Below are 18,141 nucleotides of genomic sequence, written 5' to 3'. Positions count from 1 at the left end.
TTTCTCCGCTTTTAATTCTTGAATTCTTTTATGTTCTTAAACGCTGACCGCTTAAACAGCAGCCGCTCCACCAACAATTTCTGACAACTCTTTCGTAATGGCAGCCTGTCGAGTTTTGTTGTATTCCAATTGCAATTCGCCAATCACGTTCTTCGCATTATCTGAAGCTGCCTTCATTGAGACCATTCGCGCAGATTGCTCTGACGCCATGTTCTCGGCAAGTGCTTGATAAATCATTGCCTCTACGTAACGCTTTAATAAGCCATTCAGAATAGATTCTGCATCTGGCTCATAGAGATAGTCCCAAGTGTTGCCCGTCTCTGCATTTGGCGTCATTGCCGCTGACTCTAATGGCAATAACTTTTCAATGACCGCCTCTTGCTTCATCGCATTAACAAAGCGGTTGTACGCCAAATACACGGCATCAATTTCGCCACGCTCAAATGCATCTAGCTGCGCTGTAATTGCACCAATCAACACATCCATATGTGGTGTGTCGCCAAGTTGAACCGTTTGCGATATGAGCTTAGCTTTAGCGCGATTTAAGAACTGCAGGCCCTTTGTACCAATGGCGGTGAACTCAATATCAATTTGCGCATCGCCCATTTCACGAACTTGATTTGTAATCAAGCGTAAAACGTTGGTATTCAGGCCGCCGCATAATCCCTTGTCCGTTGTAACCAGAATAGTGCCAATCTTTTTGACTTTACGAACTGCCATGTAAGCGGGGCGGTACTCTGGATTCGCCTTTGAAAGGTTCGCAACAATTTCACGAATTTTCTCAGCGTAGGGGCGCGCATTACGCATACGCTCCTGAGCGCGGCGCATCTTAGATGCTGCCACCATCTCCATCGCTTTGGTGATCTTGCGCGTGTTTTGCACGCTCTTGATCTTAGATCGTATTTCTTTTGTGCTTGCCATGATGTGTACGCGACCTCTTTAGAAAGAGGCTGAGCGCTTGTAGTCCTCGATGGCTGCACGTAAAGATGCTTCATCTTCTTTGTTGAGCTCTTTGGTGTCTTCAATGCGGGCAACTAAGTCTGCATATTTGGACTTCAAGTGCTCATGCAAACCTTTTTCGAATGACAATACATGCTTGACTTCAATGTCGTCAAAGAAGCCGTTATTCATTGCATAGAGGGAGGCTGCCATTTCCCAAACTTGCATTGGCTTATATTGAGCTTGCTTGCATAACTCGGTAACGCGCTTACCGCGCTCTAATTGCCTGCGGGTAACGTCATCAAGATCAGAAGCGAACTGCGCAAAAGCAGCCAATTCACGATATTGCGCCAAGTCAGTACGAATACCGCCAGACAACTTCTTGATTACTTTAGTTTGTGCTGCACCACCCACGCGGGAAACTGAAATACCGGCGTTAATAGCAGGGCGAACACCCGCATTAAATAAGTCTGTTTCCAAGAAAATCTGGCCGTCGGTAATCGAAATCACGTTGGTTGGCACGAATGCTGAAACGTCACCAGCTTGAGTTTCAATAATAGGCAATGCGGTCAATGAACCTGTCTTGCCTTTAACTGAACCATTAGTAAATTTCTCGACATACTCTTCGTTGACACGAGCAGCGCGCTCAAGCAAACGTGAGTGGAGATAAAACACGTCGCCAGGATAAGCTTCGCGGCCTGGTGGGCGACGTAACAACAAGGAGATCTGACGATATGCAACCGCTTGCTTAGTTAAGTCGTCATATACGATCAGAGCATCTTCACCACGATCGCGGAAGTATTCGCCCATTGTGCAGCCAGCATAGGCGGAAAGATACTGCATCGCTGCGGATTCGGATGCACTTGCCGCTACTACCACGGTGTAATGCATTGCGCCCAACTCTGTGAGCTTACGAACTACGTTTGCAATGGTCGATGCTTTTTGGCCGATAGCGACATAAACGCAATAAACGCCTTTACCTTTTTGATTAATGATGGCATCAATCGCAACCGCAGATTTACCAGTTTGGCGATCACCAATGATGAGCTCGCGCTGACCGCGCCCGATAGGAACCATGGCATCCACCGCTTTTAGTCCAGTTTGCAGTGGCTGGCTAACCGATTGGCGGGCAATAACGCCTGGAGCAACTTTTTCAATAAAGTCAGTAAGCTTTGTATTAATAGGGCCTTTGCCATCAATCGGTTGACCCAATGCATTTACTACTCGGCCGAGCAATTCTGGGCCAACTGGCACTTCTAAAATGCGTCCCGTGCATTTGACTGAGTCGCCTTCTTTAATGTGGGTATATTCACCCAACACTACAGCACCAACTGAATCACGCTCTAGGTTTAACGCAAGGCCAATCGTATTATTTGGGAACTCCAGCATTTCGCCCTGCATCACGCCAGACAGACCGTGAACGCGGCAAATACCATCGGTCACCGAAATGACGGTGCCCTCGTTGCGAAGCTGTGAGTCAACGCCCATTTCGCTAATTCGGTTTTTGATCAGTTCGCTGATCTCGGAAGGGTTGAGTTGCATTACTTACTCCTGGGTCTTATTTCGTATGTTCTTAATAGGGATTACTTATGCGCTAAGACTAACTTGCATTTGAGCCAAACGCGCCTTAACTGAACTATCCAACACCTCATCACCAACTTGAATGCGTACACCACCAATCAAGCTTGGATCAATTTGAATAGCTGGGCGTAATTCTTTACCCCCAAAACGCTTCTTCAAACTTGATAACAATTCTTTCAGCGCTGCACCATCTAGCGGAAATGCACTTGTAATAATTACTTCCGCGGCATCTTCGCTTTGGTTCTTCATGCCTTCAAATTGCCGAGCAATTTCAGGTACCGCTGCCAAGCGATGGTTTTGATTCACCAAGCTTAGAAAGCTAGCGAGTTTGCCATCCAACTTTGTCTTCACCATACTGGACAACAGCTTAGTTAAATCATCAGCTGATACCTTTGGACTATTAGACAAAGAGGCGATTTCGGGCATGCCTGCAAGTTGAGCTAACTCGCCAAGCTGCTCTAAAAAAACTGCGCGCTCAGCAGGCTCTGCATCTTGAAAGAGTGCCTCAGCATAAGGGCGAGCAATCGTGGCTAATTCAGCCATATCAAAGCTCTGCCTTTAGTTGATCAAGTAAGGCGCCGTGTGTTTTAGCGTCTACCTCGCGGCGCAAAATTTGTTCTGCGCCCTTTACTGCGAGTACCGCCACTTCAGTGCGCAATGCTTCACGTGCACGAGTCACCTGCTGATCTGCATCTTGTTTTGCCTGAGCAATTATGCGAGCCGCATCGGCTTGTGCATTAGAGCGAATTTCATCTGCAGACATTTGGGCGCGTTTTTCAGCTTCGGCAACACGCTGGGCACCTTCTTGTCGTGCTTTAGAGAGCTCTAATTCAACTTCATTGTTTGCAAGCGCTAATTCTTCTTTTCCGCGCTGAGCAGCTGCCAAGCCCTCAGCAATTTTGGCTGAGCGTTCGTCCAATGCCTTTACAAGTGGTGGCCACACAAAGCGTGCGACAACCCACCATAAGACAAAGAAAACGATCATTTGCGCGAATAGGGTCGCGTTCAGATTCACGATATTCCTTTCAGTATTGTTGAGAACGATGGGATGACCAAGTGGTCATCCGCGCCAGAACAATTACTTAATAACTGCGAGCAGTGGGTTTGCGAAAGCAAATAACATTGCAACACCAACGCCGATTAAGAACGCAGCGTCGATCAAGCCGGCCAAGAGGAACATTTTGGTTTGCAGTTCATTAATCAATTCTGGTTGACGGGCAGCGCCCTCAATGAATTTGCCGCCCATAAGGCCAATACCCAAACAGGCTCCTAAAGCGCCGAGGCCGATGATGAGGCCGATACCAATAGCGGTTAGTCCTTGAATGTTGGCTAAGAATGCTTGCATGTTTGCTCCTAAGTATTAAAAGTGAGGGTGAGGTTAAAAAATAAAAAAATTAATGATGGCTATGGGCTTGGCCAATGTAGACCAATGTCAACATCATAAAGATAAATGCTTGCAACAAAATGACCAAAATATGGAAAATTGCCCAGGCGGAACCCGCTATGACATTACCGACAAAGCCCAGCATGTACAGGTCGAAATTAAAAGTCCACATACTGCCCAAAAGCGCGATAAGTAAAAAGATCAGCTCGCCAGCATACATGTTGCCGAAAAGTCGCATACCTAGTGAAACACCTTTTGCAACATATTCGATGAGATTCAAAATCAAGTTGAAAGGGGCTAGGTACCATTTCGCCCCGAATGGAGCAGAAACTAGCTCATGCAAAAAGCCGCCAATGCCCTTAATTTTGATACTGTAGAAAAAGATTAAAAGCAGAACAGAAAAAGATAGGCCGAGGGTGGCGTTTAAGTCGGTAGTAGGTACGATTTTGTGATGCGGGACATGGACCCCGAAACTACCGATGAATTGATTTACTCCAAAGATCCAGTCCACCGGCACAAGATCCAAGGTATTCAGAAGAATAATCCAGCAAAAAACAAACAGCGCTAAGGGAGCGATGTAAGTGCGATCGCCATTGACAATGCTCTTCGATTGATTTTCTACCATCTCCACCAGCATTTCAACTAAACACTGAAAACGGCCGGGAACGCCTGGGGTTGATTTTCGAGCTGCAATTAACAGAAGAAAAACGGCGACGAACCCCATTAAAGTGGTCCAGAAAATAGTGTCTAAATTGATGATGCTGAAATCAACAACGGACGATTGCGCGCCCCCACTAGAGTTGAGGTTTTGCAAATGCTCTGCAATATAGGCTGTAGGTGTAAGCGCTTCGCTAGACATCTCTTTACTAGTCCTTGTTTATTAACTGCCGCTTACCTCAAGACCCACACGACTAAATAACATTTCAGTGTAAGAAAATAAGTAACCAGCAATGGTATCCATTTCAAATCAGGCTGCTTGAGGGCAAAGGCAATAAACAAGAGGACAGTCGCAAGAATTTTTAAGAACTCGCCAGAAACTACTGCCGTTAAATATCCGCCGGGACTAGAAATTGCACTTCTTTTTGCCACTTCTAAGCGCGCTAAAAACAACGCCGAAGGCAAAAAACCAATCAAGCCACCCACAAAAGCAGAGTAAGTATACATTGATCTTTCTGTGGCATTACCAAAAAAATAACAAAGTGTTCCAATGATCAGGGTAAGTACTATCTGACTTGAAACTACCACCCAACCATTAATGGACATAAATTTTTTAGGGTCCTTTTGGCGTAAAGCATCCATTTCCGCCTTGCTTAATGGCCTAACAAAATCTTCTTCTGGTTCATCCCATTGATTGCTCTGTGTAAGCGGGTGTTTACTCATTATAGTTTTGGTGCTGGGCATTCTTTTTCTTAACTTGACGCTATGCCTAATTTCTTTAATAAAGAGTCAAGTTCATCAAAACGACTAAACCGAATTCTCAACTCTCCGCCCTTGCCCTTTAGTTTAAATTCGGCAGTAAGTCCGATTAAATCCGCAATTTCCTGTGTTAAATGCCGTACATCAGGATCATTATTCGCTTGAAGGGCTTGCGTTGCGCCTAGCGTTTTTTTCCCGCCAATAGTTCCGCCTGCTAAAGCATATGCGGCTGCCATTTTTTCCGCCTCGCGAACGGAAAGGCCTTGTGCCGCAATCCTTTGGGCTAAAGCAACCTGGCTTGCGCCCGGTAAGGGGATCAGCGCGCGCGCATGGCCCATATCAATATCGCCAGCCAGAAGCATTGACTGCACCACCTTGGCAAGCTGACTTAAGCGCAGAAGATTGCTGATAGCACTCCGTGATTTCCCAACTGCTTTCGCCGCTTGCTCATGTGTAAAGCCAAACTCTTCAATCAATCTAGCCAAGCCCTGCGATTCCTCTAGAGGATTTAAGTCCTCCCGCTGCATATTTTCCACCAGTGCCATAGCAGCAGCAGCTTGATCATCAGCACCGGTGACCAATACGGGCACCTCTTTCAGGCCAGCAATGGCAGCGGCTCTAAAGCGCCTCTCTCCGGCAATGATTTCATATTGACCAGGACCAATCAATCGCACCAATAGTGGCTGCATTACGCCTTGTTCACGGATACTTTCTGCCAGCTCTTGTAACGCTCCAGCCTCCATCTTTTGTCTTGGCTGATATTTTCCCGCCTGAAGTGCCGTCAGGGGAAGTTGGTTAATCGTGCTTGGCGTTTCATTCAGCGCCTTATCACCTAGCAACGCCTCTAGCCCCCTACCCAAGCCTTTTTTCTTAATTACAACCATGTCTTTTTTGTCTTCCTAAAAATTACATTTGCTCAATGCGCTCAATCATTTCTGCGCCAAAATCAAGATAGGCTTTCGCGCCCCGAGACGATCTGTCAAAGGCAACCCCTGGAAGGCCGTAAGAGGGCGCCTCTGCTAAACGAACATTGCGCGGAACAATCGTCTTAAATACCTTATCGCCAAAATGTTCAATTAGTTGATCTGACACTTGCTGCTGTAAAGTCATGCGCGCGTCAAACATCACCCGCAATAAACCAATAATTACCAGCTCTGGATTCAAATTGGCATGCACCTGTTTAATGGTGTTTACCAAGTCTGACAAGCCCTCTAGAGCAAAGTATTCACACTGCATAGGCACAATCACACCATTCGCAGCGCATAAGCCGTTCAAGGTCAATAGTGACAATGCGGGTGGGCAGTCAATCAAAATAAAATCGTAGTCTTGTGCAACGGAAGAGAGCGCATCCCTTAAGCGCTGTTCTCGTGAGTCGAAATCAACCAACTCAATTTCTGCGCCGGCCAAATCTCGATTAGCAGGCAGTACGTCGAAGCCAGAGCTTTCGCATGGCAGAGCACACTCTTTAACCGATGCAAGTCCGATAAGCACTTGGTACACAGTATTCTCTAGGCCGGCTTTTTCAATGCCAGAACCCATAGTGGCATTGCCTTGAGGATCTAAGTCCACCAATAAAACACGTTGATGATGTCCCGCTAGACCCGCGGCTAAATTTACTGCGGTTGTAGTCTTGCCTACACCGCCCTTTTGATTTGCAATACAGAATATTTTTGCCATGGTTGTCTTATTGATCCAGCATCAAAGGGGGTGATTTTCTCACGGGAGAAAGTACTAATAAGCGTCTTTCAACCGAGAGGTTTGGAATATGTAATGGCTCGTCAGCAATTAAGTGCCAATCTCTAGGATTTACAGCTTGCATTTCCTCATCTGCGCGTTTAGCTTTCATCGCAAAAACCAAGCCATCCGGCTTCAGCAGGGGCATTGAAAGCTCTAAGAAGCGTGCAAGATTGGTAAATGCGCGCGAAATAACCGCATCAAATTGTGCCGGTCGTTGAATGGCTACCGCCTCTACTCTTTCGCTCAGAATCTCTGTGTTGCCTAATCCGAGTTTCCCGCGGATATGCTGCAAGAAGGCCGTCTTTTTTCGAATGGCCTCAATCAGGGTTAAATTCCAGCCGGACTCGACCAAGGCAATTGGAATCGCGGGTAAGCCGCCGCCGGACCCAAGATCAGCGATAGCAGGTGAGGAAGCCTTCAAATATTTTCTCATAACTGGCAAAACAGCAATAGAATCAATTAGATGCAAGCGTATCGAGTCATCCTCGCCTTCAATAGCAGTTAAGTTGTGTACGCGATTCCAGCGACTCATTTCCCGCATAAAAGTCTCTAAGTCGGCAATATTGTCTGCGCTTAAGTCGAGACCAAGCTCTTGGATTCCTAGCGCCAAAAGTCCCTGCGTCACACCAACTCCTGGGCTCGTCCCAAACCTTTTTTTAGATGAACTAGCAAGAGGGAGAGGGCGGCTGGAGTGACCCCAGAGATTCTGCCCGCTTGGCCAAGAGTTTCAGGTTTATACAAATTGAGTTTTTGTTGCACCTCTTTAGATAAGCCGACCACTTTCGTGTAATCCAGCGATTCGGATAAAGGGAAGTGTTCGTTATGCTCTTGACGCGCAATCTCTGCTGATTGTCGATCTATATATCCTTGATATTTAATGGATATTTCAACCTGATCGGCAATCTGCTGAGCTAGTCCGAGATCCTCGTCCAAAATTCCAGGCGACCATTTGCCGCTCGCCAAGCCAGTCATTGCCTCGTAACTTACGCCAGGGCGCCTGAGAATATCTGCCAACGTACATTCTTGCGTTAAGTCCTGCCCCAGCAGTTCAGAAACCACCTTTGCTGACTCGTGTTTTGGGCCAATGCGTACCCCTTGCAAGCGGGATGTTTCACGTGAAACAGCCTCCTGCTTTCTGCAGAAAACCCGCCAACGCTCATCATTCACCAAACCAAGCTCTCGGCCAATAGGGGTTAGGCGCAGGTCGGCGTTATCTTCTCGCAGACTCAGGCGATACTCAGCTCGACTGGTAAACATGCGATAGGGCTCTTGAACGCCGAGCGTAATTAAATCATCGACCAAAACCCCGATGTAGGACTCGCTACGCTTAGGAATCCAGGGATCTTTGCCTTTTGAGGATAGGCCAGCATTAATTCCGGCCAGCATGCCTTGGGCTGCAGCCTCTTCGTAACCTGTTGTGCCATTAATTTGACCCGCAAAATACAAACCTGAAATTGCTTTCGTTTCTAGGCTATGTCTCAGGTGCCGCGGATCAAAGAAGTCGTATTCAATTGCATAGCCTGGACGCACAATCACCGCTGACTCTAAGCCGCGGATGCTGCGAACAAAATTTAGCTGCACATCGAAGGGGAGGCTAGTTGAAATTCCGTTGGGATAAAACTCGTTTGTTGTTAATCCCTCCGGCTCCAAAAAGATTTGGTGACTATTTCTGGAAGCAAAACGATGAATTTTGTCTTCAATTGATGGGCAATAGCGCGGACCAACCCCCTCAATAACGCCTGTATACATTGGGGAACGGTCCAAACCACCCCGAATAATGTCGTGGGTTTGTTCGTTAGTGTGTGAAATCCAGCAGGGGACCTGTTTAGGGTGCTGCTCTGGTCTGCCCAAATAAGAAAAGACAGGAATGGGATCCAAATCGCCCGGCTGCTCGAGCATGACGGAAAAGTCGATTGTGCGGCCATCAATTCGTGGAGGGGTGCCGGTTTTAAGCCTTCCTTGTGGAAGCTTCAGCTCTTTTAGTCGAGACGAAAGGGTTGCAGCGGCCGGATCTCCAGCTCGTCCACCAGCATGGTTGTTTAGGCCGACATGAATCTTTCCATCTAAAAAAGTACCGGCCGTTAAAACCACCTTTTTGGCAATGAACTCTAAGCCCAATTGGGTTACTACCCCCTGAACTTGGTCACCCACCACAATTAAATCATCTACTGCGGCCTGAAAGAGGCTAAGGTTTACCTGGTTCTCTAAACGGCGGCGGATGGCAGCTTTATATAAAATTCGATCGCCTTGAGCGCGGGTAGCCCTCACTGCGGGGCCCTTGCTTGAATTCAGAATACGAAACTGAATCCCAGCTTCATCAGTTGCTGCTGCCATGGCGCCGCCCATCGCATCAATTTCTTTTACTAAGTGGCCCTTACCAATACCTCCAATAGAAGGGTTGCAACTCATGGCACCTAAATTTTCGATGCTGTGTGTAATTAGTAGGGTGTCGCAACCCATGCGGGCCGCTGCCAAGGCGGCCTCAGTCCCAGCGTGCCCGCCGCCAACCACAATGACATCAAAATTCTTTGAATAACGCATGTTTTGCCTTAGATAGGGCGATGATCATAGCATTTTGTTGGTTTCACGTGAAACAAAGTTTTTCTAAATTATTTACTTAATAACACAATATTTGTAAGTACTTGATTTAATTGGATAATTGTAAAAAAAGTATATTAAAGTTTGCACCGCATGGGGCTTATTTTCACAAATCCAGGTTGTTTAATCACTATTACAATCGCCATATGGATCTTTCTATATCACCCAAAGCCGAAGAACTGCGGGAACGAACCCAAAAGTTTATACGCGAGCAAATTATTCCTTTAGAGCGGGACCCGCGCCAAGATAAACACGGCCCCTCAGAAGAGCTCCGCAAAGAGTTAATAGCATTAGCGCGGCAAGCAGGCCTTCTGACCCCTCACGCCTCAATTGAAATGGGGGGGCTCGGTTTAAGCCATATCGAAAAGGCGATTGTTTTTGAAGAGGCGGGCTACTCTTGTCTTGGTCCAACAGCCATGAATATCCACGCCCCCGATGAAGGCAATATTCACTTGCTTGAAGCCGTTGCAACTGAAGAACAAAAAGAGCGTTGGCTAAAGCCATTGGTTTCTGGGCGCACTCGCTCCTGCTTTGCGATGACAGAGCCCACACCGGGCGCTGGCTCAGACCCCTCCATGCTCTTAACGACTGCGGTAAGAGATGGTGATGACTATGTAGTTAATGGTACCAAGTGGTTTATTACAGGCGCAGAGGGTGCGGATTTCGTCATCATTATGGCGCGGCTCGAAGATGGCTCAGCAACCATGTTTTTAGTGGACATGAATACACCTGGCTTAGAGTTGGTACGCAAGATGGATGCAATGGATAACTGCTTTACAGGTGGGCACGCTGTATTGCAATTTACTGACTTACGAGTACCCGCCAAACAAATACTAGGCGAACCCGGTCAAGGCTTTAAATATGCTCAAATTCGTCTCGCGCCAGCGCGCCTCACCCATTGCATGCGTTGGCTGGGGCAAGCACGCCGTGCTCAAGACATAGCAATTGCTTACGCTCAACAAAGGCAAGCTTTTGGCAAGCAACTTGGTGAACATGAGGGCGTTGGCTTCATGCTTGCAGACAATGACATGGACCTACAAACCGCGCGCTTACACATTTGGCATACGGCATGGCTACTTGATCAAGGGGTACGTGGAAACTTTGAATCTAGTCGCGCTAAAGTAGTTTGCTCTGAAGCTGAATGGCGAGTCGTGGACCGTTGTGTACAAATTTTAGGCGGCCAAGGCGTTACCGGTGAAACAGAACTCATGAAAATATTTCAAGATATGCGTGGCTTTCGGATTTATGACGGCCCCAGCGAAGTACATCGATGGAGCATGGCGCGAAAAATTTTAGGCAGCAAAGAAAATAAATAATGCAGCTCGAATCACTTTTTCGCTTAGATAATAAAACCGCTTTCATTACAGGCGCCTCTAGCGGCATTGGTAAGCACTGCGCCTTGCTATTAGCGCAAGCTGGAGCAAAGGTAGCAATAGCATCGCGACGTATTGATGATCTGAGGATGGTGGTCGATGAAATCGTTCAGCTTGGAGGACAAGCAAAAGCCTTTCAATTAGATGTCACGCAACAAAAGAATATTGTGCGCTGCTTTGATGAGTTGACCGAATGGTCAGCACCGAACATCATCATTAACAATGCAGGAATCAGCACTCAGGGCAAATTACTCGATCAAACGGAACAAGATTGGGATCAAGTCATGAGCACCAACCTAAAGGGCTCTTGGTTGGTGGCAAGCGAAGCTGCGAGGCGCATGATCGCTGCTGATGTAGCGGGGAATATTATTAATATCGCCTCTATTTTAGGAGAGCGCGTTACTGCTGGGGCCGCCCCATATGTTATTTCTAAAGCCGGAATGATTCAGTGCACGAAGGTGATGGCATTAGAATTTGCGCGCCATCAAATTAGAGTGAATGCGCTCCTGCCTGGATATGTTGTTACCGATCTCAATAGAGAATTCTTACAAAGTGAAGCGGGGCTGAAATTGTTGACTCGCATCCCAACGCGGCGATTTAATCAGCTAGATGATTTGAATGGCCCACTATTACTTTTGGCCTCAGATGCAAGCAAGGCAATGACCGGCGCAACCATCGCCGTTGATGGTGGTCATCTTGTTAGTGGTCTCTAAGTAAGTATTGATGGCGTCATGATGACACCCCATTTTCAAGTGCGCCTTACGGATTATTTAAATTACATTGGTTTTACTAAAGGCGCAATTGAGCTGAGCCCGCTAACTGGCGGACAATCCAATCCAACCTTCAAACTGAGCTGTAGCGATGGTCAATTTGTGCTCAGGAAAAAACCTGAGGGAGCGCTCTTGCCATCCGCACATGCCGTTGATAGAGAGTATCGAGTGATGACTGCACTTGCCACCACCGATGTTCCTGTTCCCAAAATGTTGCACTACTGCGCCGATGAAAATATTATTGGAACCGCTTTTTTTATCATGGAATATCTTGAAGGGCGCGTGTTTGTAGATCAGTCATTGCCACAATTAAAAAACCACGAGCGCGCGATTATCTATGCCGAAATGAATCGCACCATCGCTTCAATCCATAAATTGGATTATGTCTCGCTGGGGCTGGAAGATTTTGGTAAGCCAGGTAATTATTTTTTTAGGCAAATTAATCGATGGTCACGACAGGTGCGCGAGGCAAACATTCCTATACCTGAATCACTAAATCGGTTAATGACCTGGTTACCAGAGCACATCCCCAACGAAGATATTACTTCCTTAATTCATGGCGACTTTCGCATGGACAACCTTCTATTTCATCCGACGCAATTGCGTGTAATAGGGGTGTTAGATTGGGAGCTCTCGACCCTGGGAAACCCGTTAGCAGATTTTGCTTACCAATGTATGGCCTGGAGAATTTCGCCTAGCTTGTGGCGAGGCATTCAAGGGCTTGATTTTTCTGCCTTGGGCATTCCAAATGAAGTGGAATATATCTCCGCTTATGAAAAAATCATTGGACAGTCAATAGGAGCGCATTGGCGCTTCTTAATGGCGTACAACTTATTTCGCATCGCGGCTATTTTGCATGGGGTAAGCAAGCGCGCTCTGGATGGCAATGCAAATGCTAGTGATGCTATTGAAAATGGCCGAAAAGCAGGGGCGCTTGCAGATCTCGGTTGGTCCTGCGCAATGCAATAAAGACTAATTCTTTTTTATAAAGACACCGACCAAGCCACGTCTGAAAGACATGACACAAATAATAAATATGAAACCAGTAACAATCGTTACCGATTCACCTAAAGAATTAAACCAAGCAACCCCGGTGAGTTGGGTTAAATAACTACCAAGCTCACCAACCTTATGCTCGAGTAATACGATTACCGTAGCCCCCACCAAAGGGCCCAACATCGTGCCGACTCCACCCAACAAGGTCATTAAAATGACTAAGCCCGACATGGTCCAATGCACATCGCTTAGTGTTTCAAAACCAAATACGATGGCTTGAGTGCCCCCAGCCAAACCAGCGATTGATGCAGACAGCACGAAAGCTAAAAACTTAAAAAGATTAACTTTGTAACCCAAAGAAATTGCCCGCGGCTCGTTCTCCTTAATGGCTTTTAGAATTTGGCCGAACGGAGAGGAAATAACCCTGTTGATGAAAAAGAAGCCGCCAAGAACAATCAACAAAACCAGATAGTACAAATTTAAATCGCTCTGTAGATTTAGCAAGCCAAAGAGTTCGCCCCTCGGAATTCCTTGAAACCCATCCTCGCCACCTGATAAAGGAATTTGCAAGCAAATGAAATAAAACATTTGCGCCAAGGCCAGAGTAATCATTGAAAAATAAATACCTTGTCGACGAATGGCTAAGCCCCCTACCAAAGCACCCAAAGTTGCAGCAAACAACACCCCACAAATAATGCCGCCAGCAGGGCCAAAGCCCGCATCACGCATAAGATAGCCCACACAATAGCCCGCACCACCAAAAAATGCAGCGTGACCAAAAGATAAAAGCCCGGTATAGCCCAGTAACAAATTAAATGCTGCGGCAAATAAAGCGAAGCATAAAATCTTCATCAAAAAAATTGGATAAGCATATAAGGGCGCAACAATCGCAGCGCCAATCAGAATGATGAGGAGGAGATTTTTTAACAACTTCATTTTTCTCGCCCAAATAATCCAGCGGGTCTAAACAATAAAACAATCACCATGATTACAAACACTACGGTATTAGAGGCTTGTGGATAAAAAACTTTTGTAAGTCCCTCAATCAAACCTAGGCCAAGCCCAGTAAGAATCGAGCCCATAATTGAGCCCATACCTCCGATTACTACTACCGCAAAAACAATAATGATGAGGTTAGATCCCATCAAAGGAGAAATTTGAATAATGGGCGCGGCAAGAACACCCGAGAATGCGGCAAGCGCCACACCAAAACCATAAGTCAAAGTGGTCATCAGTGGGAAGTTGACTCCAAACGCTTGAACCAATTTTGGATTTTCTGTGCCCGCGCGCAAGTAGGCCCCAAGGCTCGTTTTTTCAATAACATACCAAGTTGCAAAGCACACTATGAGCGAAGAAAACACCACCCATGCGCGATAATTTGGCAACACCATAAAACCCAAATCGGTAGCCCCACTGAGCAGCTCGGGCGCACTGTAAGAAAGTCCTGAGGCCCCATAAATAGAGCGCAAAATGCCTTCAATGAATAGGGTTAGCCCGAACGTAAGCAAAAGCCCATATAGGTGGTCAAGGTGGTATAGGTGTTTTAAAAATAAACGCTCAATGATGATGCCCACCAAGCCAACAGTTAGGGGGGCCAAGATAAGCATCGCCCAATAGTTAATACCAAAGTATTGACCGCCCATCCAAGTGACAATAGCGCCCAACATAAACATGGCGCCATGTGAAAAATTAATTACATTTAACAAGCCAAATATCACCGCCAGCCCCAAACTAAGGATGGCATAAAAGCTGCCGTTAACCAGCCCCAAAAGGAGCTGGCTTAACAGCATTGAGCTAGAAAGTCCGAAGATTTCCAAGGCTTACTTATTTAACAAAGCACATTTAGAGTCAGGCGGAATAGTGAAAGCCTTTTCTCCTGGAAGGGTCGAAACCAACTTGTAATAATCCCAAGGGCTCTTCACATCAGCGGGCGCCTTAACCTCGTAAAGATACATATCGTGAACCATCGTGCCATCCTTGCGGATATAACCATTCTTCGTAAACATGTCATTAATTTTGGTTTTGCGTAATTGCGCCATCACCTTGTCTGAATCATCGGTTCCTGCCGCTTTAACCGCATTTAAATATGTCATAGTTGATGAGTAGTCTCCAGCCTGAACCATGCCTGGCATTCTTCTCATTTTTTCAAAAAAACGGGCGGCAAACTTACGCGATTGATCGTTTTGATCCCAATACCATGCGGTGGTAGCCAAAAGCCCTTGTGCATTCTTAGGACCAATAGCGTGGACGTCAGAAATAAAGACTAACAATCCAGCTAACTTCATGGTCTTTGTAATACCAAACTCATTTGCGGCCTTCACTGAATTGATGGTGTCGCCGCCAGCATTGGCAAGACCAAGTACTTGCGCTTTAGAGCTTTGCGCTTGCAATAGGTAGGATGAAAAATCGCTTGCGTTTAGTGGGTGCTTTACATTGCCTAAGACTTTGCCGCCCCCCGCAATAACTACATTTGAAGCATCTTTTTCAAGCGCGTATCCGAACGCATAATCCGCGGTTAAAAAATACCAATTCTTATATCCCTTATCGAGCATGCCATTAGCAGAGCCATTGGCCAGGGCAATCGTATCGTAGGTGTAATGAATGGTGTATGGGGTGCATTGCTCATTGGTTAATGCAGAGGTTCCAGCGCCATTGTTGATATAAATGCGCTTTTTCTCAGCCGCCACTTTTGAGGTTGCCAACGCAGTACCTGAATTGGTGCCGCCAAAGATGACACTAACCCCATCTTGATCAATCCACTCTCTTGCTTTAGATGCAGCAATTTCTGCTTTATTTTGATGATCGGCAGAAATAATTTCTATCTTCCTACCCAGCACACTGCCTCCGAAGTCAGCGACCGCCATTTTCATGGCCTCCAAACCCCCTTGACCATCAATATCTGCATACAAGCCAGACATATCTGTAATAAATCCGATTTTAAGTGGTGGTTGATCCGCGCCTGCGGCTGCACCTGAAACTGCGACTAAAGCCGCTGTTGCTATAGAAATTAAAGTTTTTTTCATTATTTTTCCCTAAAAGTAAAGTTTCCGTTACACACCCAAGTACCCATTCAACACATCTGCTTTGGCCCCTAACTCAACCCTTTCCACCACCTCAACAATCAAACCACCCTCCACAACGTAATGCCTATCCGCAAGTTGGGCGGCAAATTTAAAGTTTTGCTCAACCAAGACAATGGTGTATCCCCGCACTCTGAGTTTGGAAACCACTTCACCCAATTTTTCAACAATCACTGGGGCAAGACCCTCAGTAATCTCATCGAGCAATAGTAATCTGGCTCCAGTCCTTAAAATTCTTGCCATGGCTAACATTTGTTGCTCCCCGCCTGACAAACGGGTGCCCGGACTACTTCGGCGCTCATATAAATTGGGGAACATTTCGTAAATTTCATCAAGGCTCATTCCGCCTTTCGCTATTTGGGGTGGAAGCAATAAATTTTCTTCCGTACTCAAGCTGGCGAAAATACCCCTTTCCTCTGGACAATAACCAATTCCAAGATGGGCAATTTGATAGGTGGGCATACCAATCGTTTCTTTGCCGTATACCAAAATAGAGCCGGTTCGTTTGCTGGTAAGGCCAAGAATTGTTTTAAGGATAGTGCTTCTGCCGGCACCATTTCTTCCCAGCAAGGTGACCACTTCACCATCGCTTACAGAGAAATTAACCCCATGAAGAATGTGCGACTCTCCATACCAAGATTGAAGATTGTCAACCCCCAATGCCAGTGTGCTCACAGCGCTTCACCTCTATGGCTACCCATATAAGCCTCCATTACCAAGGGATTCCTAGATACTTCGCCGTAACTACCTTCAGCCAAGACCTCGCCCCTTTGTAAAACGGTAATTGTGTCCGCAATAGAAGCAACCACCTTCATGTTGTGCTCAACCATTAAGATGGTGCGGCCTTTTGCAACGCGCTTTATCAACTCAGTGACACGCTCAACATCTTCGTGCCCCATACCCTGGGTAGGCTCATCTAACAACATAAGCTCTGGCTCCATTGCCAAAGTTGTGGCAATCTCTAGCGCTCTTTTTCGCCCATAAGCTAAACTCACCGCGTCTTCGTTAGCAAAATCGGCTAGGCCGACCTCTTCTAAAAACCCCATCGCACGCGAGTTTAATCTTTCGAGCGAACGCCCTGATTTCCAAAAATGAAGCTCTGTACCCAAGTTGCGCTGCAATGCAATGCGCACATTTTCCAATACGGTTAGGTTGGGAAATATCGCTGATATTTGAAAAGATCTAATAACGCCACGTCGCGCAATCTCCGCAGGCGCCTCGCGAGTGATATCAATGCCATTAAATAAAATTTGCCCGCTGGAGGGTTCCAAAAATTTAGTTAATAAGTTAAAGCAGGTTGTTTTGCCGGCGCCATTGGGGCCTATAAGAGTATGAATTGAGCCGCGAGCAACCTCTAGGTTGACATCTGTCACAGCAGAAAAACCTTTGAAGGTTTTTCCTAGTCCAATCGTCTTTAGTATTGTTTCTTGCAATTTAGCGTCCCATAACTACCCAACAAAGCAAGAGATAAAGGATAGCTTAAATTTTAAGAGCGCAATATAGCGAAAACCCTAAATAGGTAAAGTCAATTTAGGGTTTTGCTTTGTTGATAAGAAAGCTTTGAATTGCCTGCTTTGCAGTCTCATCAAGCACATCCATCGGGACTCTTTGAGAGCCCTGCACAATCATCAGCGCATAAGGCTTAGCTAAACTGGCGGCCTCTGGACAAAGACGAAGCTCTTCACCATAGGCTGGTGACTGGCTACGCCAATAATTGATGGCCGCCTCAAGTTCTTGAATTGATAAAAAAAGCATGCTTATGGGCCTGGTTTATTTTTCTTTAACGGCTAGCATGGTGCCGCGGCACTTCTTGGCGCCACAACGACACTCGTAATCCTTTTTCATTTTCTTGGTAATGCGGCCATCAATACCCAAGGAATAGTCATAAAAAAGTTCTTCGCCAACCTCTAGGTTGCGCTTGGCGAAGATAAATACTTGCGGCTCACCACCAAAATTTTCTTCCCTAGTCTCGCAACTTGGCTTACAAGAATGGTTTATCCAGCGGGCCGCATTGCCACCAAACTTAGCATCAATACAACGACCATCCTCTAGAGAAAAGTAAAAAGTGTGATTGGGATCACTTTTATCGTGAGGGTGGCGCTTCTCAGCCAATTTCCAACCAATAATCTCGCCCTTGTACTCAATAATTGGTGCGCCTTTTTTAATAGGCTTAACAACAAAAACACCCTTGCCATGAATGGGAGAGGTTTTGACAACAATGCTTGACCGATCGACCTTGGGGGGTGAAGGTTTTTTCTTTCCCATAA

General features: G+C 46.3%; 21 protein-coding genes. 3 read left to right on the top strand and 18 right to left on the bottom strand.

Going from position 1 to position 18,141, the window contains the following annotated elements; translation table 11 throughout:
- Positions 1–51: 51 nt before the first annotated feature.
- The 11 genes from atpG to mnmG form a co-directional block, all read right to left on the bottom strand.
- Positions 52–921, bottom strand: coding sequence for a F0F1 ATP synthase subunit gamma (atpG, locus tag CP950_RS05710; RefSeq protein WP_096673265.1), 870 nt, complete (start codon positions 919–921; stop codon positions 52–54).
- A gap of 18 nt (positions 922–939) precedes the next feature.
- On the bottom strand, positions 940–2,481 hold the full coding sequence (atpA, locus tag CP950_RS05705; RefSeq protein WP_096673263.1) for a F0F1 ATP synthase subunit alpha: 1,542 nt from the start codon (positions 2,479–2,481) through the stop codon (positions 940–942).
- A gap of 45 nt (positions 2,482–2,526) precedes the next feature.
- The gene (locus tag CP950_RS05700; RefSeq protein ID WP_096673261.1) at positions 2,527–3,063 is read right to left on the bottom strand and encodes a F0F1 ATP synthase subunit delta; all 537 of its coding nucleotides are present in this window, start codon (positions 3,061–3,063) and stop codon (positions 2,527–2,529) included.
- Between the two features lies 1 nt (position 3,064).
- Positions 3,065–3,535 carry a F0F1 ATP synthase subunit B gene (locus tag CP950_RS05695; protein WP_096673259.1) on the bottom strand — a complete coding sequence of 157 codons (471 nt, stop codon included), beginning with the start codon at positions 3,533–3,535 and terminating at the stop codon, positions 3,065–3,067.
- Positions 3,536–3,598: 63 nt separating this feature from the next.
- Positions 3,599–3,865 (bottom strand): F0F1 ATP synthase subunit C, encoded by a 267-nt coding sequence (atpE, locus tag CP950_RS05690; RefSeq protein ID WP_028818346.1) that lies wholly within the window; start codon positions 3,863–3,865, stop codon positions 3,599–3,601.
- 49 nt (positions 3,866–3,914) lie between these two features.
- The gene (gene atpB / locus CP950_RS05685; RefSeq protein WP_096673257.1) at positions 3,915–4,763 is read right to left on the bottom strand and encodes a F0F1 ATP synthase subunit A; all 849 of its coding nucleotides are present in this window, start codon (positions 4,761–4,763) and stop codon (positions 3,915–3,917) included.
- Between the two features lie 32 nt (positions 4,764–4,795).
- Positions 4,796–5,305 (bottom strand): ATP synthase subunit I, encoded by a 510-nt coding sequence (locus tag CP950_RS05680; protein ID WP_096673255.1) that lies wholly within the window; start codon positions 5,303–5,305, stop codon positions 4,796–4,798.
- An 8-nt stretch (positions 5,306–5,313) separates the two neighbouring features.
- Positions 5,314–6,204 carry a ParB/RepB/Spo0J family partition protein gene (locus tag CP950_RS05675; RefSeq protein ID WP_096673253.1) on the bottom strand — a complete coding sequence of 297 codons (891 nt, stop codon included), beginning with the start codon at positions 6,202–6,204 and terminating at the stop codon, positions 5,314–5,316.
- 22 nt (positions 6,205–6,226) lie between these two features.
- Positions 6,227–6,997 carry a ParA family protein gene (locus tag CP950_RS05670; RefSeq protein WP_096673251.1) on the bottom strand — a complete coding sequence of 257 codons (771 nt, stop codon included), beginning with the start codon at positions 6,995–6,997 and terminating at the stop codon, positions 6,227–6,229.
- Positions 6,998–7,004: 7 nt separating this feature from the next.
- Positions 7,005–7,682 (bottom strand): 16S rRNA (guanine(527)-N(7))-methyltransferase RsmG, encoded by a 678-nt coding sequence (rsmG, locus tag CP950_RS05665; RefSeq protein ID WP_096673249.1) that lies wholly within the window; start codon positions 7,680–7,682, stop codon positions 7,005–7,007.
- Positions 7,679–9,598: a tRNA uridine-5-carboxymethylaminomethyl(34) synthesis enzyme MnmG gene (gene mnmG, locus CP950_RS05660; protein ID WP_096673247.1), complete on the bottom strand. Its 1,920-nt coding sequence runs from the start codon at positions 9,596–9,598 to the stop codon at positions 7,679–7,681. The genes rsmG and mnmG overlap by 4 nt, the downstream gene beginning before the upstream one ends.
- Positions 9,599–9,801: 203 nt before the next feature.
- Between mnmG and CP950_RS05655 the strand changes: the two genes are divergently transcribed.
- The 3 genes from CP950_RS05655 to CP950_RS05645 are packed head-to-tail and all read left to right on the top strand — an operon-like array spanning position 9,802 to position 12,767.
- A complete protein-coding gene (locus CP950_RS05655; protein WP_096673245.1) occupies positions 9,802–10,971 on the top strand; it encodes an acyl-CoA dehydrogenase family protein in 1,170 nt (389 codons plus the stop codon).
- A complete protein-coding gene (locus CP950_RS05650; protein WP_096673243.1) occupies positions 10,971–11,741 on the top strand; it encodes an SDR family NAD(P)-dependent oxidoreductase in 771 nt (256 codons plus the stop codon). The genes CP950_RS05655 and CP950_RS05650 overlap by 1 nt, the downstream gene beginning before the upstream one ends.
- A gap of 18 nt (positions 11,742–11,759) precedes the next feature.
- Positions 11,760–12,767: a phosphotransferase gene (locus CP950_RS05645; protein ID WP_096673241.1), complete on the top strand. Its 1,008-nt coding sequence runs from the start codon at positions 11,760–11,762 to the stop codon at positions 12,765–12,767.
- A gap of 3 nt (positions 12,768–12,770) precedes the next feature.
- On the opposite strand, the gene CP950_RS05640 is transcribed toward CP950_RS05645, so the two are convergent.
- The 7 genes from CP950_RS05640 to CP950_RS05610 form a co-directional block, all read right to left on the bottom strand.
- A complete protein-coding gene (locus CP950_RS05640; protein ID WP_096673239.1) occupies positions 12,771–13,730 on the bottom strand; it encodes a branched-chain amino acid ABC transporter permease in 960 nt (319 codons plus the stop codon).
- A complete protein-coding gene (locus tag CP950_RS05635; protein WP_096673237.1) occupies positions 13,727–14,611 on the bottom strand; it encodes a branched-chain amino acid ABC transporter permease in 885 nt (294 codons plus the stop codon). The genes CP950_RS05640 and CP950_RS05635 overlap by 4 nt, the downstream gene beginning before the upstream one ends.
- Before the next feature lie 3 nt (positions 14,612–14,614).
- Positions 14,615–15,817 carry an ABC transporter substrate-binding protein gene (locus CP950_RS05630; RefSeq protein WP_096673235.1) on the bottom strand — a complete coding sequence of 401 codons (1,203 nt, stop codon included), beginning with the start codon at positions 15,815–15,817 and terminating at the stop codon, positions 14,615–14,617.
- A 27-nt stretch (positions 15,818–15,844) separates the two neighbouring features.
- The gene (locus CP950_RS05625) at positions 15,845–16,549 is read right to left on the bottom strand and encodes an ABC transporter ATP-binding protein (protein WP_096673233.1); all 705 of its coding nucleotides are present in this window, start codon (positions 16,547–16,549) and stop codon (positions 15,845–15,847) included.
- Positions 16,546–17,307, bottom strand: a complete 762-nt coding sequence (locus CP950_RS05620; RefSeq protein WP_096673231.1) for an ABC transporter ATP-binding protein — start codon at positions 17,305–17,307, stop codon at positions 16,546–16,548. Before CP950_RS05620 ends, CP950_RS05625 begins: the two co-directional genes overlap by 4 nt.
- Positions 17,308–17,404: 97 nt before the next feature.
- On the bottom strand, positions 17,405–17,629 hold the full coding sequence (locus CP950_RS05615) for a DUF3717 domain-containing protein (RefSeq protein WP_096673229.1): 225 nt from the start codon (positions 17,627–17,629) through the stop codon (positions 17,405–17,407).
- 15 nt (positions 17,630–17,644) lie between these two features.
- Positions 17,645–18,139 (bottom strand): SET domain-containing protein, encoded by a 495-nt coding sequence (locus tag CP950_RS05610; RefSeq protein WP_096673227.1) that lies wholly within the window; start codon positions 18,137–18,139, stop codon positions 17,645–17,647.
- Between the last annotated feature and the right edge of the window lie 2 nt (positions 18,140–18,141).

Origin of the sequence: Polynucleobacter meluiroseus, assembly GCF_900205755.1 — a bacterium.
Taxonomy (GTDB): domain Bacteria; phylum Pseudomonadota; class Gammaproteobacteria; order Burkholderiales; family Burkholderiaceae; genus Polynucleobacter; species Polynucleobacter meluiroseus.
Note: the sequence above shows the minus strand (reverse complement) of the source record. Positions and strands in the feature narration are given on the sequence as shown.

Bases quoted from the DNA above. Each gene is read 5' to 3' on its own strand.
- atpG (WP_096673265.1), bottom strand. From the start codon at position 921: ATGGCAAGCACAAAAGAAATACGATCTAAGATCAAGAGCGTGCAAAAC.
- atpA (WP_096673263.1), bottom strand. From the start codon at position 2,481: ATGCAACTCAACCCTTCCGAGATCAGCGAACTGATCAAAAACCGAATT.
- CP950_RS05700 (WP_096673261.1), bottom strand. From the start codon at position 3,063: ATGGCTGAATTAGCCACGATTGCTCGCCCTTATGCTGAGGCACTCTTT.
- atpE (WP_028818346.1), bottom strand. From the start codon at position 3,865: ATGCAAGCATTCTTAGCCAACATTCAAGGACTAACCGCTATTGGTATC.
- atpB (WP_096673257.1), bottom strand. From the start codon at position 4,763: ATGTCTAGCGAAGCGCTTACACCTACAGCCTATATTGCAGAGCATTTG.
- CP950_RS05680 (WP_096673255.1), bottom strand. From the start codon at position 5,305: ATGCCCAGCACCAAAACTATAATGAGTAAACACCCGCTTACACAGAGC.
- CP950_RS05675 (WP_096673253.1), bottom strand. From the start codon at position 6,204: ATGGTTGTAATTAAGAAAAAAGGCTTGGGTAGGGGGCTAGAGGCGTTG.
- CP950_RS05670 (WP_096673251.1), bottom strand. From the start codon at position 6,997: ATGGCAAAAATATTCTGTATTGCAAATCAAAAGGGCGGTGTAGGCAAG.
- mnmG (WP_096673247.1), bottom strand. From the start codon at position 9,598: ATGCGTTATTCAAAGAATTTTGATGTCATTGTGGTTGGCGGCGGGCAC.
- CP950_RS05655 (WP_096673245.1), top strand. From the start codon at position 9,802: ATGGATCTTTCTATATCACCCAAAGCCGAAGAACTGCGGGAACGAACC.
- CP950_RS05650 (WP_096673243.1), top strand. From the start codon at position 10,971: ATGCAGCTCGAATCACTTTTTCGCTTAGATAATAAAACCGCTTTCATT.
- CP950_RS05645 (WP_096673241.1), top strand. From the start codon at position 11,760: ATGATGACACCCCATTTTCAAGTGCGCCTTACGGATTATTTAAATTAC.
- CP950_RS05640 (WP_096673239.1), bottom strand. From the start codon at position 13,730: ATGAAGTTGTTAAAAAATCTCCTCCTCATCATTCTGATTGGCGCTGCG.
- CP950_RS05630 (WP_096673235.1), bottom strand. From the start codon at position 15,817: ATGAAAAAAACTTTAATTTCTATAGCAACAGCGGCTTTAGTCGCAGTT.
- CP950_RS05615 (WP_096673229.1), bottom strand. From the start codon at position 17,629: ATGCTTTTTTTATCAATTCAAGAACTTGAGGCGGCCATCAATTATTGG.
- CP950_RS05610 (WP_096673227.1), bottom strand. From the start codon at position 18,139: ATGGGAAAGAAAAAACCTTCACCCCCCAAGGTCGATCGGTCAAGCATT.